Below are 15,565 nucleotides of genomic sequence, written 5' to 3' on the forward strand. Positions count from 1 at the left end.
CCGAGCCTAGCCAGTCGTAGGAGTGCCGTCGGGACGGGCGGCGGTCGGGTGGGGCGTGGTGGGGTGAGCGGCGGCGGGACGGGGAGCGGTGGGGCGGGGTCCGGCGGGACCGCGGTAGGTCCAGCCGGCGCGGGGGTCGTAGACCCAGCCGTCCCGGCGCACGTAGACGGTGCCGCCCCAGGGGTGGGGCCGGCCGGCGGGCCCGCGGGTCCGGTAGCCCTCCCGCCACTTCGCGGCGGCGAGCACCGCGCCCCGGGCCGTGCGCAGACCCGCCGGGGTAGACAGCCGGTGGGCGAGCCGGCGGTGTCCGCGCAGCGCCCACAGGCAGACGATCCAGGCGGCGGCGCCGCGGTAGACCTGCCCGCCGTCGCCGACGACCGTGATCTCCTCCGCGGTCGCCCCGTGGTCGAGCTCCGGCAGCCGCCGCCGGGCCTCGGCGGAGCCGGCCGGGACGAAGTCCAGCGGGACGAGTTTCCGCTGCCGGGCCAGCCAGCCGCTGACGAAGAGGCACAGGGAGCACCGGTCGTCGTAGAGCACGGTGAGCCGGCGGACCGGGGGCCACGGGGGCCGCGCGGGGTGCGGGGCCCGCTGGGCGGCGTGGGCCGGGGCGGCCGCCGCGTCCGGCGTGCGCATCGCCTCACGCTCCGGCGGGCGGGGCGAGGGGGCCCTGCGGGGTGACGTAGCCCTGCGGCGGGACCGGCGGGAACTGCTCACGCTCCATCGCCCCGCGCCGGCGTATCCGGTTGAGCACGTACACGTTGCCCAGGTGCATCACGCCGAGGACCAGCAGGACCACGCCGATCTTGGTCGACAGGGCCTCGAAGACGCCGCGGGCGTCGGTGACGGTGGCGTCGCCGTTGAGGTACAGCGCGACGAAGCCGAGGTTGACGAGGTAGAAGCCGACCACCAGGAGGTGGTTGACGGCGTCCGCGAGCTTCTCGTTCCCGTGCAGCACGTCGGCGAGGAAGAGCCGCCCGTTGCGGCTCAGTGTCCGGGCGACCCAGATGGTCAGGGCGACGCTGATCACCAGGTAGATGACATACGCGACGACTGTGAGGTCCATTCCCCCACCTTTCTTGAACACGTTCAAAACGTTGTCACGGGTGACTGTAGACCTGTTTTTGAACACGTTCAAGCAAGGGTGCGTCGAACGGCTCATCCAAGGAAGTGCCGAACATCCCGAACAGGAGAGCGGGGGAGGGGCGGCGACGGGCCGTCAGCGCGCGCCCGCCCCGTGCCGCCCCGCCACACGCCCCAGTTCGGGCCGCTTGCCGTAGTCGGTGAAGCCCAGGACGTTGCCCCAGGGGTCGGCGACCTCGACGGTCCACCCCGTGGCGCCGGCGAACGGCTCGTCCAGCGGGCGCACTGCGGCGGCCGCCAGCGTGCGCGCCGTCACGCGCGCGTCGCGCACCTCCAGCCACACGCGGGGCGCGGCCCACGGCGGCGGCCGGTGGCCGAGGCCCTCCTCGTGCCGCAGCAGCAGGCCGGGGGTCTCGCCGCCCACGCCCAGCAGGGCGATCCCGGCCTCGTCGAGCCGGAACCGCAGCGGGAAGCCGGCCGCCTCGTAGAAGGCCACGGCCTCGTCCAGGTCGCCGACGGACAGCAGCACATTGTCGAAGCCGAGCAGCTCGTACGACTCGTCGTCTGACATGCCATCAGATTAGGTTCCCGGTTCCCGGTGGCCCGTGCGCACCGGCGGCGGGGTCACCCGCGCGGAGGAGGCATGGCCCCGGCTTCTCTCCGGGAGGGGTTCTCCTGCAAGATGACCTGCACTCATACTTATGCGCATCTGACTTCACCAGGAGTGGTCGCCATGACCCAGCCGCCCAACCAGCCGCCGCAGCCCCCGAATCAGCCGCCGGGCTACGGATACCCGAACTCGGGCGATCAGAACCCCTACGGGGCCGCGCCGGGCGCGGGTCCCTACCAGCAGCCGCAGTACGGCTACCCGCAGGCGGGCGGTTACCAGCAGGCCGGCGGTTACCAGCAGGCCGGCGGTTACCCGCCGGGCGGCGCGGTGCCGCCGCCCGGCTCGTACGTCGGCGACCCGAACGCCCCCTACGGATACGACCCCTACGGGCGGCCGTACTCCGACAAGTCGAAGATCGTCGCGGGGGTCCTCAGCATCTTCCTCGGTTACCTCGGCATCGGCCGGTTCTACCTCGGGCACGTGGGCCTGGGCATCGCCCAGCTGCTCACCTGCGGCGGTCTGGGTATCTGGTCGCTGATCGACGGAATCGTGCTGCTGACCAGCAACAACACCACGGACTCCAATGGGCGGATCCTGCGTGGCTGACGCGGGCCCGCACACCGGGAGGGCGCCGGCCGGTCCCCGGCCGGCCCTCCGGTGGCTGCCCCCCGCGCTGCGCCGCCCCGAGGCGGCGCCGCTCGCGGTCTGCGCCGCAGGGCCGGCGGGCGCCGGCTACCTCTACGTGACGGACCCGCACGAGCCGGGGCACGTGCTGCCGGGCTGCCCCTTCCGGTTCGTCACCGGACTGCTCTGCCCCGCCTGCGGCGGCACCCGCATGGTGTACGACCTGATGCACGGTCGGTTCGAGCAGGCCTGGCTGGACAACAGGATGCTGCTGCTCGCCGCACCGTTCGCCCTCGCGCTGCTCGCCCGATGGGGGCTGGAGGGGCTGCGGGGCAGGCGCTGGCGCCCCCGACTGCGGCCGCGCACGCAGGTGTTGATCCTGCTCCTGGCGGTGGCCTGGACCGTGGCTCGCAACGTCCGCTGAGCGAGGCGTTGCTGCGAGCCTGACGCATTTCGGACTTGACCGTTGCTTGGTCATAGTTTGATCACGGGATGAACACAAATGGCCGTTAGTGCTGCCTAAGCCCCACAAGGCTCCCTAGGCTCCCTGCTCACAGGGGGGATGAGCGTGCGTGCGCGACCTTTGGCGACTTTGCCACGGGTCCCTCCTGCGGCGCCCGGAGCGATGTGCTCCGGACACATTTCAGTCATTCAGGAGCTGCACCATGACCGTCCCCACCCCTGACGCCCCCTACGGCTTCGACCCGCAGGGCCGTCCCTACTCCGACAAGTCCAAGATCGTTGCGGGCATCCTCCAGCTCTTCCTGGGCACGCTCGGTATCGGACGCTTCTACGTCGGTTCCGTGGGCGTCGGCATCGCCCAGCTCCTCACCTGCGGCGGCCTGGGCTTCTGGGCCCTGATCGACGGCATCATCTTCCTCACGAGCAACGACCGCACGGACAGCCAGGGCCGCGTCCTGCGCGGCTGACCCCCGGCGACCGCCCCGAGGGCTGCCGCTCCAGCCCCCGGGTGACCCCGGAAGCCTCCGGAGCCACGCACGCGCGTCGCCGAGCACCGTGTACGCCGAGGGCCCGCCTCCCCCAGGGGAAGCGGGCCCTCGGCCTGCGTGCGGAAGACGCCGGAGATCAGAGGCGGCGCGTGATCAGCGCCCGCTTGACCTCCTGGATCGCCTTCGTGACCTCGATGCCACGCGGGCAGGCGTCCGTGCAGTTGAACGTCGTCCGGCAGCGCCAGACACCGTCCTTGTCGTTCAGGATCTCCAGCCGCTGCTCCCCGGCCTCGTCACGCGAGTCGAAGATGAAGCGGTGCGCGTTCACGATCGCGGCCGGACCGAAGTACTGGCCGTCGTTCCAGAACACCGGGCAGGACGACGTGCACGCCGCGCACAGGATGCACTTGGTCGTGTCGTCGAACCGCTCCCGGTCCTCCGCGGTCTGCAGCCGCTCCCGCGTGGGCTCGTTGGTGTCCTTCGTGATCAGGAAGGGCATCACGTCCCGGTACGCCTGGAAGAACGGCTCCATGTCGACGACCAGGTCCTTCAGGACCGTCAGACCCTTGATGGGCTCGACCGTGATCGGCTTCTCGGGGTTGATGTCCTTGATCAGAGTCTTGCAGGCCAGCCGGTTCTTGCCGTTGATCCGCATGGCGTCGGACCCGCAGATGCCGTGCGCGCAGGAGCGGCGGAACGTCAGCGTCCCGTCCACATCCCACTTGATCTTGTGGAGGGCGTCCAGGACGCGCTCCTTGGGGTCCATCTCGAGCTGGAAGTCCTGCCAGGTCGCCTCGGCCGCCACCTCGGGGTTGAAGCGGCGCACGCGCAGGGTGACCGTGATGTAGGGGGAGTCGGCGAAGCCGGGCTCGGGCGTGCCGGCCGCGTCCGCCTTGTCCAGTGTCGGGGTTGCCATCAGTACTTACGCTCCATCGGCTGGTAGCGGGTCTGGACGACCGGCTTGTAGTCGAGACGGATGGACTCGCTGCCGTCGTCGCCCACCTCGCGGTACGCCATGGTGTGGCGCATGAAGTTGACGTCGTCGCGGTTCGGGTAGTCCTCGCGGTAGTGACCGCCGCGGGACTCCTTGCGGGCGAGGGCGGAGACGGCCATGACCTCGGCCAGGTCGAGCAGGTTGCCCAGCTCGATGGCCTCCAGCAGGTCCGTGTTGAACCGCTTGCCCTTGTCCTGGATCGCCACGTTCTTGTACCGGGCGCGAAGCTCGCCGATCTTCTCGACCGCGGTCTTGATCGTCTGCTCGGTGCGGAACACCATGACGTTGGCGTCCATGCATTCCTGCAGCTCGCGCCGCAGTTCGGCCACCCGCTCGGTGCCGGTGGAGGAGCGCAGCCGCTCGATCTGCGCGAGGACCTGGCTCTCCGCGGCCTCCGGCAGCTCCACGAAGTCCGCCTTCTGCGCGTACTCCGCGGCGGCGATGCCCGCGCGGCGGCCGAAGACGTTGATGTCGAGCAGTGAGTTGGTGCCCAGCCGGTTGGCGCCGTGCACGGACACGCAGGCGACCTCGCCGGCCGCGTACAGGCCGGGGACGACCGTCGTGTTGTCGGTCAGCACCTCACCCTGGACGTTCGTCGGGATACCGCCCATCGCGTAGTGCGCGGTGGGCTGGATCGGGATCGGGTCCGTGTAGGGCTCGATGCCGAGGTAGGTGCGCGCGAACTCGGTGATGTCGGGCAGCTTGGCGTCGAGCTGCTCCGGCGGCAGGTGGGTCAGGTCGAGGTAGACATGGTCGCCCTCGGGACCGCAGCCGCGGCCCTCGCGGATCTCCGTGTAGATGGAGCGCGAGACGACGTCGCGCGAGGCGAGGTCCTTCATGACCGGCGCGTACTTCTCCATGAAGCGCTCGCCGTCCTTGTTGCGCAGGATGCCGCCCTCACCGCGGGCGCCCTCCGTCAGCAGGATGCCCATGCGCCAGATGCCGGTCGGGTGGAACTGGAAGAACTCCATGTCCTCCAGCGGCAGCCCGCGCCGGTACACGGCCGCCTGGCCGTCACCGGTCAGGGTGTGCGCGTTCGACGTCACCTTGAAGAACTTGCCCGTGCCGCCGGAGGCGTAGATCACGGACTTCGCCCGGAAGACGTGGATCTCACCGGTGGCCAGCTCGTACGCGACCACGCCCGCCGACTTCTTGACGCCGTCGACCTCGCTGAGGAGCTGGTCCAGGACGTAGAACTCGTTGAAGAACTCCACGCCTTCCTTGACGCAGTTCTGATACAGCGTCTGGAGGATCATGTGGCCGGTGCGGTCCGCGGCGTAGCAGGACCGGCGGACCGGGGCCTCGCCGTGGTTGCGGGAGTGACCGCCGAAGCGGCGCTGGTCGATGGTGCCGTCCGGCGTGCGGTTGAACGGCAGGCCCATCTTCTCCAGGTCGAGGACGGAGTCGATGGCCTCCTTCGCCAGGATCTCGGCGGCGTCCTGGTCGACCAGGTAGTCACCGCCCTTGACCGTGTCGAAGGTGTGCCACTCCCAGTTGTCCTCCTCCACGTTGGCCAGTGCGGCGGCCATGCCGCCCTGCGCGGCGCCCGTGTGGGAGCGGGTGGGGTAGAGCTTGGTCAGCACGGCCGTGCGGCTGCGCTTCGTCGACTCGATGGCCGCGCGCATGCCCGCGCCGCCGGCGCCGACGATGACAGTGTCGTACTTGTGGATCTTCATGATTCTCGCAGCCCCGTGCCTAGCGGATGTTCGGGTCGAAGGTGAAGATCACCAGCGTGCCCAGGACGATCGTCCACACCGTCGCGGTGTAGAGCAGAGCCTTCAGCCACAGGCGGCTCTTCGCGCTCTCCGCGTAGTCGTTGACGATGGTGCGCAGGCCGTTGGCGCCGTGCAGCATCGCCAGCCACAGCATGGCCAGGTCCCAGACCTGCCACCACGGCGAGGCCCAGCGGCCGGCCACGAAGGCGAAGCCGACCTTGGACACGCCACCGTCCAGCACGAGCTGGATCAGCAGGTGGCCGAGGACCAGGACGACCAGGACGATGCCGGACAGCCGCATGAACAGCCAGCCGTACATCTCGAAGTTGCCGCGGGTGGAGCGCGGGGTCTTCTTCGTGCGCTTGCGCGGGGGCTCGATGACGGGCGCCGGGTTGTCGACGCCGTACGACGCCTCGAACGCGCCCGAGCCCTCGACGGGGCCGATTCCGGTTGCGGTGGTCTCAGTGGACATTGCGCGTCAGCTCCCGAACACGACTCGAGCGGCGTGACCGAGGACGGGGTAGATCGCGCCGAGCATCAGCACGACCCACACGCCCACGACGGTCCACAGCATCTGCTTCTGGTAGCGCGGCCCCTTCGACCAGAAGTCGACGGCGATGACCCGCAGGCCGTTCAGCGCGTGGAAGAGGATGGCCGCCACGAGGCCGTACTCGAGCACCGCGACCACGGGCGTCTTGTACGTCGATACGACCTTGTCGTAGGCCTCGGGCGAGACACGGACGAGTGCGGTGTCCAGTACGTGAACGAACAGGAAGAAGAAGATGAGGACGCCGGTGACTCGATGAGCCACCCAGGACCACATTCCTTCCCGGCCGCGGTACAGCGTTCCAGCCGGCACGGAAGAACCCTCTCCAAAGCGGGGACTGGGGCCGGCCGGCTTCGGTGTGTCGGACGGGCCCGGCCGGGTACGGTCCACCGGCCCCGGCCATCGTAGCGACGTGTTGTCGGAACGCTCACCCGGCCCCTGCCGATGTGATCAAACTGGCAATCAATGAGGCACGTACGGCCTACTGGGACGTTCCGAACCGGGGGATCGCGGGGCGTTCCCGTCCTTACCGGGCCGTGTACTCCTGGGTGCCGTCCGCGTACTCCACGCCACCGACCGTGTACTGTCCGGCACCGGCCGCGTAACTGCCGACGAGTCGGGTGAGGCGGCCGCGGGCCAGCCGGCGCAGCTCGTCGGCGGCCGCGACCCGCTCGTCCTCGGGATCGTTGTTCCATCGTGACCGGATTCCGGCCAGCACCCGGTCGGCCGCCTCGTCCGGCGCCACGTCGTCCAGACAGATGACGAACACGTGCCCGAACCGGCTCTCGTACGCGGCGTGCGCGGCGCTGAGCGCGGTCTGCGCGGCCAAGTACGCGCCGTCCGGGAGCACGGTGAGCGACTCTCCCGCGAGGGCCTCGGCGACATCGGCCGGCGCCAGGTCGTACGCCGCCTCGTCGGCCGCGGCGAGCAGTGCGGGCAGATCGGGGTAGGGGCGGTGGGCGGCGACCCGGCGGGCCCAGCGCAGGCTGCGGCAGCAGGTCAGCAGGGCGCCCTCGGCCTCGTCCGCGGGGACCGTGTTGAAACGGTGCGGGTCCGGCGTGGGGGGCGGGCGATGCGCGGGCAGCGTGGGTCCTCGGCGAGGGGAGGCCGCGGTGTCGTGTGCACGCGGCGGGTGGATCGGCTGGGGATGAGGTGGCAGAAGTGACATCACGTTATCGAGGTCGGTCGAAGACTGTCCGCGAAAGCCCGGGATTTCACCCGGACGGGGCAGTTTCGGAACCGGCGGTGGACGTAGGGGGTCGGACGAGGTCGTGGGTGTCGGTGGCGGGCCGTAGGTTCGGAGGAGTGAACGGGTGCGGATGTGTGCGGGCACATGGGCGCGAGCGCGTGCGGTGCCGGGATGTGCGGTGAGTGCGGGTGAGGCTTGAGATGACGATCGACGTGGGAAGGAGGCTCGTTCGGTGAGCGGCCGCAGGAGGAGGGCCCCGAAACCCAGGACGCGCGCGGGGCGTCGGGGGTTGCTGCTGGGCGCTGGGGTCGTCGTGGCGGGCGGCGCCGTCGCGGCGGCCGTGACGCTGTGGCCCGCCGGTGACGGGGGCGGCGGGACGCGCGCCTCCGACAGCGCCTCGGCGGGGACGGGGTCCACCAGCGCCTCGCCGTCACCGAGCCGCAGCTACCCGCTGTCGAAGCCGCCGCACACCATCCCCGCCGTGCGCGCGCACACCGCCGCCCACGGACCGGGCTGGCGGCCCGCGCGCGGCGCCCGCGTCGTCGTGGACGACGACGGCCTCGCCGACGAGGGGAAGCTGCTCGCCGGGGAACTGAGGATGACGTACGGCGGGCGGAACGGGGCCCGGTCGGGGGACGTGGAACTCGCGCTCGACGGCGGCGGGGACGCCGAGTCGTACACCCTGACCGTCGGCGGCGGCCGGGTGCGGATCGCCGGGCCGGGGCAGGCCGGCGTCTTCTACGGCACCCGCACGCTCAAGCAGGAGGTGCACGACGGCGGCACGGCACCCGAGGGCGTCGTGCGTGACGGGCCCGCCAAGCCGGTGCGCGGGTTCATGCTCGACATCGCCCGCAAGCACTTCACGGCCGGCTGGATCGAGGACCGGGTACGGGAACTGGGCGACCTGAAGTACAACGAGCTCGGTCTGCACTTCTCCGACGACCAGGGCTTCCGCATCGAGTCGGACACGCACCCCGAGGTGGTCTCCGAGGAGCACCTGAGCAAGACGGAGGTGAAGCGGATCGTCGCCCTCGCGGCGGAGCGGCACATCGCCGTCGTCCCCGAGATCGACTCCCCGGGGCACCTCGGCGCCGTCATCGCCGCCCACCCCGACCTGCAACTGCGCAACGCGCAGGGCGCCTCGGCGAGCCGGGGCACGCTGGACATCTCGAAGCCGGGGGCCGCGAGAATCGTCGACGAGCTGCTGGGGGAGTACGCGGACCTCTTCCCCGGCTCCGCCTGGCACCTGGGCGGCGATGAGTACCAGGCGCTGACCGCGTCGAACCCGGCCGCCTCCTATCCGCAGCTCGCCTCGGCGGTCGTGAAGCGGTACGGGGCGGGGGCGACCGTCGCCGACCTGGCGACGGGCTGGCTGAACGACCGCGCGGCGGTGGTCGCCCGGCACGGGCGGACCCCCCGGGCGTGGAACGACGGCTTCTACCGCTCGGTGAAGAAGGCGAGCGTCTCGAAGGACGTACGGGTCGCCTACTGGACGGGGAAGGAGTACGGGGCCCGGCAGCCGACGGAGTACCTCGCGGCCGGCCGCGAGGTCGTCAACTACAACGACGAGTTCCTCTACTACGTGCTCGGCCAGCCGCAGACGTTCGTCTACCCGACCGGGCAGCGCATCTACGAGCAGTGGACGCCGCGGGTGCTGCGCGGCACGACCGCCGTGCCGGCCTCGTACGACGACCGCATACGAGGCGGGGTGTTCGCGGTGTGGTGCGACATGTCGGGTGCCCAGACCCAGGACCAGGTCGCGGCCGGCATCCGGATGCCGCTGCGGGCGATGGTGCAGAAGCTGTGGGACCCGGGGAAGCCGGAGCTGTCCTGGAAGGATTTCCAGAGCCTGGCGAACCGGATCGGATGAACTCCCGGCCCCGGGTGACGTCCCGTCAACTGACGGACGGTGGCTGAATACTTGCCCCTGCGGGGTGGTGTGCATGAGGCGAGAGAGGGCTCTGGGGTGCTCCTGGCGTATCGCGCTCAGTAGTGGCAAACCGCGTTTCCCGTGAGAAAGTGGCGCCTCGCAAGGCGTTCCGGGGAGGGGCGATGAGCCTGTTGGACTTGATCGGCGAGGCCGACGCACGGGGGCTGGCCGCGAGCGGGTTGGCTTGTTTGGACCGGTGCGTGCCATTGCTCGGAGGCGGGGACGAGGCGCTGCGGCCCCTGTGGGCCTGCCTGGCCGGTGCCGAGGACGCGGAATGGGCGGCGCGGGTCGCCGAGGTGCGCGGCGAACTGCCGGGCACGGACGAGGCGGCCCCGTCCCCGGCGGGCACGGACCCCGCGGTCACGGCGGCGCGGCGGATGCTCGACGCGATGCCCGAGACGCGGGACGGCGACGCCCTGCGGGCGTGGGCCGAGGAGTGCTCGTTCGGCGCGCTGCGGGTGCACCGGCTGCTCGATCCGTCCGCCCCGGACGACGGGCCCGATCCGGTGCCCGGTTACCGGGAGGGCCGTACGGAGGGAGCCGCCCCGCTCGTCGCGGCGGAACTGCGGCGCCAGACCGCGGTCCTGGAACTCGTCGCCGAACACGGCGCGGCGGGACTGCGCCCGGCCCTGGAGGTGTGCACGGAGGGCCGCCGGGTATTGCGCGCGGTGGTCTCCCGCCGGGCCCGCGGTCGCGGACTGCCCCACTGAGGCACCGGGCCGAGGGCGACGACCGGGACCGCCACCCCCCACAGGAGAGGCCCCGGTCGTCGCTCGGCACGGGTCGCGCGGCGGCCCGCACTTCGTACAGCGCCGAGCACGCGATTTCTGTCACACCGTGACTCGTCGAGACGGTTGCGTGACGTACGGACGTGGACGGGACGCGGATTGAGGCCGTAACGTGCCATTCGCGCCGGACTGCGAAGCCCACCGTACGGACGAGGACCGACGAACGGACAGTGGGGGCGGCGCCAGTGCGTGCGCAAAGGGAGTTGCGGTGGGGGACGACGCGGAGCTGACCGCCGCGGTGCTCGCGGCCCAGGGTGGTGACGAGGCCGCGTTCCGGAAGGTGTACCGCACGGTGCACCCCCGACTGCTGGGGTACGTCCGTACGCTCGTCGGCGACGCGGACGCCGAGGACATCGCCTCCGAGGCATGGCTGCAGATCGCCCGTGACCTGGGGCGGTTCAGCGGGGACGCCGACCGGTTCCGGGGCTGGGCCGCCCGTATCGCCCGCAACCGCGCCCTGGACCACATACGGATGCGCGGACGTCGTCCGGTGATCGGCGGCGACGAGAACGAGCTGGCCGCCCGGGCCGCCGACTCCGACACGGCGTGCGAGGCCATCGAGGCGCTCGCCACCGACCGTGCCCTGTCGCTCATCGCCCGGCTGCCGCAGGACCAGGCGGAGGCGGTGGTGCTGCGCGTGGTCGTCGGACTGGACGCCCGCACCGCCGCCGAGACGCTGGGCAAGCGCCCGGGCGCCGTCCGCACCGCCGCGCACCGGGGTCTGAAGAGGCTCGCGGAGTTGCTGGGAGCGGACGCGGAGTCAACAAGCGCCCTCGACGCGCTCCCCCCACAGAGGCAACCGCGGGTACGCGCGGTGACGTCCGCAAGTGTGACGCGGTCGCGTTCGCGGACGCAGAAGGATGTGTGATGGCCGACGAGCAGTACCGGTGGCTGGACCGCGACACGGCGGAGCGTCTGCTGCGCGGAGAGCCGCACCGGGCCGTCGACGACGAGGCCCGGCCCCGGGCCGACCGGCTGTCCGAGGTGCTGGGCGCCCTGGCCCCGCCGCCCCCGCGCGACGACGCCGAACTCCCCGGAGAGGCGGCGGCACTGGCCGCGTTCCGCGCGGCGCGGACGGCCGACGGCGCCGAAACGGAATCCGGGCAGGCCACCGCGGCCCAGGGCGCCGACGCCGGTCTCGTGCGCCTCGGCCGCCCCTCGGCCGCCCCCCGCAGGCGGTCGACGCGACGGCCCGTGCGGCTCGGGCTCGCGGCCGGGCTGGCCGCGGTGACGCTCGGCGGGGTCGCGGTGGCGGCAGGCTCCGGGATGCTGCCGACCCCCTTCGGCGGGGACGAACCGGAACCCGGCACCTCGGTGACGGCCGGCGTCACGTCCCGGCCGTCCGACACCGCGACGGCGGACGGCGGTGGCACGGCCTCACCGGGCGGCACGGGGGAGGCGACCGGGGGCGGCGCCTCGCACGACGACACGGGCGGCGCGGGCGCGCGGTCCGGCGCCGGGGAGGACGGGACCGCGCCGCGCGGATCGCGGGAGTGGTGGAACGAGGTGCTCGACTCCTGTCGTGACGTTCGCGACGGCACATCCCTCAGCGCGGAGCGGCGGGATGTGCTGGAGGACGCGGCGGGCGGCAGCGGCCCCGGCCGGGTGAAGTCCTACTGTCGGACCGCGCTGGCCTCCGACGGCGGCGACGGCCCCGCCGCCACGAACGGGAACACCGGCAAGAGCAATGGCGAGGGCAAGGGGAACGGCAAGGCCAAGGGCAACGGCAACGCGAACGGCGGCGGCAACGGCGCCGGCGGCAACCAGGGCAACGGCAACGGCAACGCCAACGGCGGCGGGAACGGCAACGGCAACGGTGGTGGCGGTGGCGGAGGCCCCGGCAAGAGCCACGGCAAGGGAAACGGCAACGGCGGCGACAAGGGCTCCGGTCACCGGGGCGGCGGGCATGCCTCCGGCGCCCACGGCCCGAAGCGGCCGTGAGCGGCACAGGGTCGTAAGGGGGCGCGGGCGGGACCGGGGGAACGTGTCCCGCCCGCGCCGATGGCGCCGAGCCACGGGTACGGGGGGAACCCCGGCTCGTGTGCGCCGGCCGATGACCAGTCGGCCATTACGTACTGCGCCGGGCGGCCGAAAAACGTCACACCCGGGCGCGGACCGGTTCCACACCCGGGCGGCCCGCCCGCCGGCGCTCCTCCGTCGAGCCGTTTGCCGGCGCTCACCGCCCGTCGAACCGCCGGCCCACCGCTCCTCACCAGTGGACGACGACCTTGTCCCCGTCGCGGACCTGCGCGAACAGGGCCGCGATCTTCTGCTCGTCCCGCACGTTGACGCATCCGTGCGACCCCCCGGCGTAGCCGCGCGCCGCGAAGTCGTACGAGTAGTGCACCGCCTGGCCCCCGCTGAAGAACATCGCGTACGGCATCGGCGAGTCGTACAGCGTGGAGACGTGGTGCCGGGACTTCCAGTAGACGTGGAAGACGCCCTCCCTCGTCGGGGTGAGCTCGGTGCCGAACCGTACGGGCATCTCCGAGACCGTGCGGCCGTCGATCATCCAGCGCAGGGTTCGGCTCGTCTTGCTGATGCACAGCACCCGGCCGGTCAGGCAGCGCGGGTCCGGGGGCGCCGCCGGCTGCCCGCCGAACGCGTACAGCTCCCACTTCGTCGGCTCGTGCGTCATCGCCAGCAGCCGCTGCCAGGTGACGGTGTCCGTGCGGCCGGTCCGCGGCAGGCCGCGCTTGCCCTGGAAGCCGCCGACCGCCTTCGCGGTGAGGTCGTCGTAGGTGCCCGTCGGCCCGTCGAACAGCCAGGCGGCCTGTTTCAGCCGCGCCTGCAGCTCCCGTACGTCCCTGCCGTGGTCCCCGTCGGACCACAGCACCCGGGCCGGTGCGACCGTACGGGGCGCGGACGTGGCGCGCGGGGCGGCGGGTGGAGCCGCCTTGCCGGCGCCGCGGCCGGCCGGGGTGCCGGTGCCATGCGTGGCCGGTGTGCCCGTGCCGCGGGTGGCGGGGACGTCGATGTGGACGGGGTAGGTGCCCCCGCCCCGACCGTCGCCGTCCGTGGGCTGGACCGTGCAGCCGCCGACGGCCGCGATCACCACCAGCGCCCCGCCGGCGGCCAGCATCGCGCCGCCCCTCCCGAGCCGCCCGCGTCCCCCGCGCGGGCCGTACCGCCGCGGGACCGAAGCCTTCCTCCGGATACCTCGCTGCCGCGTACCTCTCCGCCGCACACCCCTCTTACGCACGTCGCCCCCAGCCGTCTCGCCGCTCGCCGATCGATGCCACACGCGCACCCCGTGTTCTGCCCGCCGTGCGGGCGCTCACGCGTGCTCCCCCGCGCGGGAAGGGGCACAGTTGTGAGCAAGGTCCCAACTCGACGCACTCCACCACGCGCACGCCCGCCGCTACAGTCCGTGGCGAGGGTCGTTCGTACCGGCGGGTAACCAACCGGTCGCGAGCCGCTCACCAGGCAGCTCACCAGGGCGGTTCGCCGGGCGGCGGGGACGGGCGGGGACCGGCGGGATCACCAAGCAATACGGAGGCACACACCATGGCGCGGGAGTCGGGCAGTGCTCGGTCCACGGAGAGCGGTCTGCCGATCGAACCGGTCTACGGACCGTCGGATCTTCAGGGCTGGGATCCGGCGGAGCGGCTGGGGGAGCCGGGGGCGTATCCGTACACGCGGGGTGTGTATCCGACGATGTACACAGGGCGGCCGTGGACGATGCGGCAGTACGCGGGGTTCGGTACGGCGACGGAGTCCAACGCCCGGTACAAGCAGCTGATCGCGAACGGGACGGCCGGTCTGTCCGTCGCCTTCGACCTGCCCACGCAGATGGGCCACGACTCCGACGCGCCGCTGGCCTCGGGCGAGGTCGGCAAGGTGGGCGTGGCGATCGACTCGCTCGATGACATGCGGGTGCTGTTCGGCGGGATCCCGCTGGACAAGGTGTCCACCTCGATGACGATCAACGCCCCCGCGGCGCTGCTGCTCCTGCTGTACCAACTGGTGGCGGAGGAGCAGGGGGTGCCGGCCCGGGAGCTGACGGGGACGATCCAGAACGACGTGCTGAAGGAGTACATCGCGCGAGGGACGTACATCTTCCCGCCGAAGCCGTCGCTGCGGCTGATCGCGGACATCTTCCAGTACTGCCGGGCGGAGATCCCGCGCTGGAACACGATCTCGATCTCCGGCTACCACATGGCGGAGGCAGGGGCCTCGCCGGTGCAGGAGATCGCCTTCACCCTGGCCGACGGCATCGAGTACGTGCGCACGGCGGTCGCGGCGGGGATGGACGTCGACGATTTCGCGCCCCGTCTGTCGTTCTTCTTCGTGGCGCGGACGACGATCCTGGAGGAGGTCGCCAAGTTCCGGGCGGCCCGGCGGATCTGGGCGCGGGTGATGCGCGAGGAGTTCGGGGCGAAGAACCCCAAGTCGTGGATGCTGCGGTTCCACACCCAGACGGCCGGGGTGCAGCTGACGGCGCAGCAGCCGGAGGTGAACCTGGTGCGCGTGGCGGTGCAGGGGCTGGGCGCGGTGCTGGGGGGCACGCAGTCGCTGCACACCAACAGTTTCGACGAGGCGATCGCGCTGCCCACGGACAAGAGTGCCCGGCTGGCGCTGCGCACGCAGCAGGTCCTGGCCTACGAGACCGATGTGACCGCCACGGTCGACCCGTTCGCCGGGTCCTACGTGGTGGAGCGGATGACCGACGACATCGAGGCGGCCGCGCTCGAACTGATGGGCAGGGTCGAGGACCTCGGCGGCGCGGTGGAGGCCATCGAGCAGGGCTTCCAGAAGAGCGAGATCGAGCGCAGCGCCTACCGCATCGCGCAGGAGACCGACGCCGGTGAACGTGTCGTCGTCGGCGTCAACCGGTTCCGGCTCGACGAGGAGGAGCCCTACGAGCCCCTGCGCGTGGACCCCGCCATCGAGGCACGCCAGGCCGAACGCCTCGCGAAACTCCGGGCCGAGCGCGACCAGCCGGCGGTGGACGCCGCCCTGGCCGCCCTGAAGAAGGCGGCCGGGGGCGACGACAACGTCCTGTACCCCATGAAGGACGCCCTGCGCGCCCGTGCCACGGTCGGCGAGGTCTGCAACGCGCTGCGCGAGGTGTGGGGCACCTACGTCCCCAGCGACGTGTTCTGAAACCACCGCGGCGTGGACCGCCCGGCGCGGCA

The 15,565-nt window shown here is 71.9% G+C and carries 17 protein-coding genes; 8 read left to right on the forward strand and 9 right to left on the reverse strand.

The genetic code is table 11. The annotated features are described in order from the left end of the window. Positions 1-6 precede the first annotated feature (6 nt). From QFZ64_RS21430 to QFZ64_RS21440, 3 genes are all read right to left on the reverse strand, one after another. Positions 7-633, reverse strand: a complete 627-nt coding sequence (locus QFZ64_RS21430) for a thiol-disulfide oxidoreductase DCC family protein (protein WP_307068110.1) — start codon at positions 631-633, stop codon at positions 7-9. 4 nt (positions 634-637) lie between these two features. After that, positions 638-1,063 carry a hypothetical protein gene (locus QFZ64_RS21435; protein WP_307068112.1) on the reverse strand — a complete coding sequence of 142 codons (426 nt, stop codon included), beginning with the start codon at positions 1,061-1,063 and terminating at the stop codon, positions 638-640. A gap of 153 nt (positions 1,064-1,216) precedes the next feature. Beyond that, positions 1,217-1,651 carry a VOC family protein gene (locus tag QFZ64_RS21440; RefSeq protein WP_307068114.1) on the reverse strand — a complete coding sequence of 145 codons (435 nt, stop codon included), beginning with the start codon at positions 1,649-1,651 and terminating at the stop codon, positions 1,217-1,219. 162 nt (positions 1,652-1,813) lie between these two features. Between QFZ64_RS21440 and QFZ64_RS21445 the strand changes: the two genes are divergently transcribed. The 3 genes from QFZ64_RS21445 to QFZ64_RS21455 all read left to right on the forward strand — a co-directional run bounded on the left by QFZ64_RS21445 (position 1,814) and on the right by QFZ64_RS21455 (position 3,243). Next, positions 1,814-2,296: a TM2 domain-containing protein gene (locus QFZ64_RS21445; RefSeq protein WP_307068116.1), complete on the forward strand. Its 483-nt coding sequence runs from the start codon at positions 1,814-1,816 to the stop codon at positions 2,294-2,296. A gap of 55 nt (positions 2,297-2,351) precedes the next feature. Further along, positions 2,352-2,738: a DUF2752 domain-containing protein gene (locus QFZ64_RS21450; RefSeq protein WP_307071802.1), complete on the forward strand. Its 387-nt coding sequence runs from the start codon at positions 2,352-2,354 to the stop codon at positions 2,736-2,738. A 241-nt stretch (positions 2,739-2,979) separates the two neighbouring features. Then, positions 2,980-3,243 carry a TM2 domain-containing protein gene (locus tag QFZ64_RS21455; protein ID WP_307068118.1) on the forward strand — a complete coding sequence of 88 codons (264 nt, stop codon included), beginning with the start codon at positions 2,980-2,982 and terminating at the stop codon, positions 3,241-3,243. A 157-nt stretch (positions 3,244-3,400) separates the two neighbouring features. Here the strand turns inward: QFZ64_RS21455 and QFZ64_RS21460 are convergent, their stop codons facing one another. The 5 genes from QFZ64_RS21460 to QFZ64_RS21480 form a co-directional block, all read right to left on the reverse strand. Further along, positions 3,401-4,180, reverse strand: a complete 780-nt coding sequence (locus QFZ64_RS21460; protein ID WP_307068120.1) for a succinate dehydrogenase iron-sulfur subunit — start codon at positions 4,178-4,180, stop codon at positions 3,401-3,403. Next, positions 4,180-5,934, reverse strand: a complete 1,755-nt coding sequence (gene sdhA / locus QFZ64_RS21465; protein ID WP_307068121.1) for a succinate dehydrogenase flavoprotein subunit — start codon at positions 5,932-5,934, stop codon at positions 4,180-4,182. The genes QFZ64_RS21460 and sdhA overlap by 1 nt, the downstream gene beginning before the upstream one ends. A 19-nt stretch (positions 5,935-5,953) precedes the next feature. Then, positions 5,954-6,445, reverse strand: coding sequence for a succinate dehydrogenase hydrophobic membrane anchor subunit (locus QFZ64_RS21470; protein WP_307068123.1), 492 nt, complete (start codon positions 6,443-6,445; stop codon positions 5,954-5,956). Positions 6,446-6,451: 6 nt separating this feature from the next. Then, positions 6,452-6,832 carry a succinate dehydrogenase, cytochrome b556 subunit gene (gene sdhC / locus QFZ64_RS21475; RefSeq protein ID WP_307068125.1) on the reverse strand — a complete coding sequence of 127 codons (381 nt, stop codon included), beginning with the start codon at positions 6,830-6,832 and terminating at the stop codon, positions 6,452-6,454. A gap of 214 nt (positions 6,833-7,046) precedes the next feature. Further along, positions 7,047-7,688: a 2-oxo-4-hydroxy-4-carboxy-5-ureidoimidazoline decarboxylase gene (locus tag QFZ64_RS21480; protein WP_307068126.1), complete on the reverse strand. Its 642-nt coding sequence runs from the start codon at positions 7,686-7,688 to the stop codon at positions 7,047-7,049. A gap of 310 nt (positions 7,689-7,998) precedes the next feature. Between QFZ64_RS21480 and QFZ64_RS21485 the strand changes: the two genes are divergently transcribed. The 4 genes from QFZ64_RS21485 to QFZ64_RS21500 all read left to right on the forward strand — a co-directional run bounded on the left by QFZ64_RS21485 (position 7,999) and on the right by QFZ64_RS21500 (position 12,368). After that, the gene (locus QFZ64_RS21485; RefSeq protein ID WP_307068128.1) at positions 7,999-9,579 is read left to right on the forward strand and encodes a glycoside hydrolase family 20 protein; all 1,581 of its coding nucleotides are present in this window, start codon (positions 7,999-8,001) and stop codon (positions 9,577-9,579) included. 182 nt (positions 9,580-9,761) lie between these two features. Continuing rightward, the gene (locus QFZ64_RS21490; protein ID WP_307068131.1) at positions 9,762-10,349 is read left to right on the forward strand and encodes a hypothetical protein; all 588 of its coding nucleotides are present in this window, start codon (positions 9,762-9,764) and stop codon (positions 10,347-10,349) included. Between the two features lie 286 nt (positions 10,350-10,635). Next, on the forward strand, positions 10,636-11,295 hold the full coding sequence (locus QFZ64_RS21495) for an RNA polymerase sigma factor (protein ID WP_307068133.1): 660 nt from the start codon (positions 10,636-10,638) through the stop codon (positions 11,293-11,295). Then, positions 11,295-12,368 carry a hypothetical protein gene (locus tag QFZ64_RS21500; RefSeq protein WP_307068135.1) on the forward strand — a complete coding sequence of 358 codons (1,074 nt, stop codon included), beginning with the start codon at positions 11,295-11,297 and terminating at the stop codon, positions 12,366-12,368. Before QFZ64_RS21495 ends, QFZ64_RS21500 begins: the two co-directional genes overlap by 1 nt. Positions 12,369-12,636: 268 nt before the next feature. On the opposite strand, the gene QFZ64_RS21505 is transcribed toward QFZ64_RS21500, so the two are convergent. Beyond that, entirely contained in the window at positions 12,637-13,509 is an 873-nt protein-coding gene (locus QFZ64_RS21505) for a L,D-transpeptidase family protein (protein ID WP_307068137.1), read from the reverse strand. Between the two features lie 425 nt (positions 13,510-13,934). Between QFZ64_RS21505 and QFZ64_RS21510 the strand changes: the two genes are divergently transcribed. Next, positions 13,935-15,533 carry a methylmalonyl-CoA mutase gene (locus tag QFZ64_RS21510; RefSeq protein ID WP_307068139.1) on the forward strand — a complete coding sequence of 533 codons (1,599 nt, stop codon included), beginning with the start codon at positions 13,935-13,937 and terminating at the stop codon, positions 15,531-15,533. The last annotated feature ends 32 nt before the right edge of the window (positions 15,534-15,565 follow it).

It is taken from the genome of Streptomyces sp. B3I8, from assembly GCF_030816915.1.
In the GTDB taxonomy this organism is placed as follows: domain Bacteria; phylum Actinomycetota; class Actinomycetes; order Streptomycetales; family Streptomycetaceae; genus Streptomyces.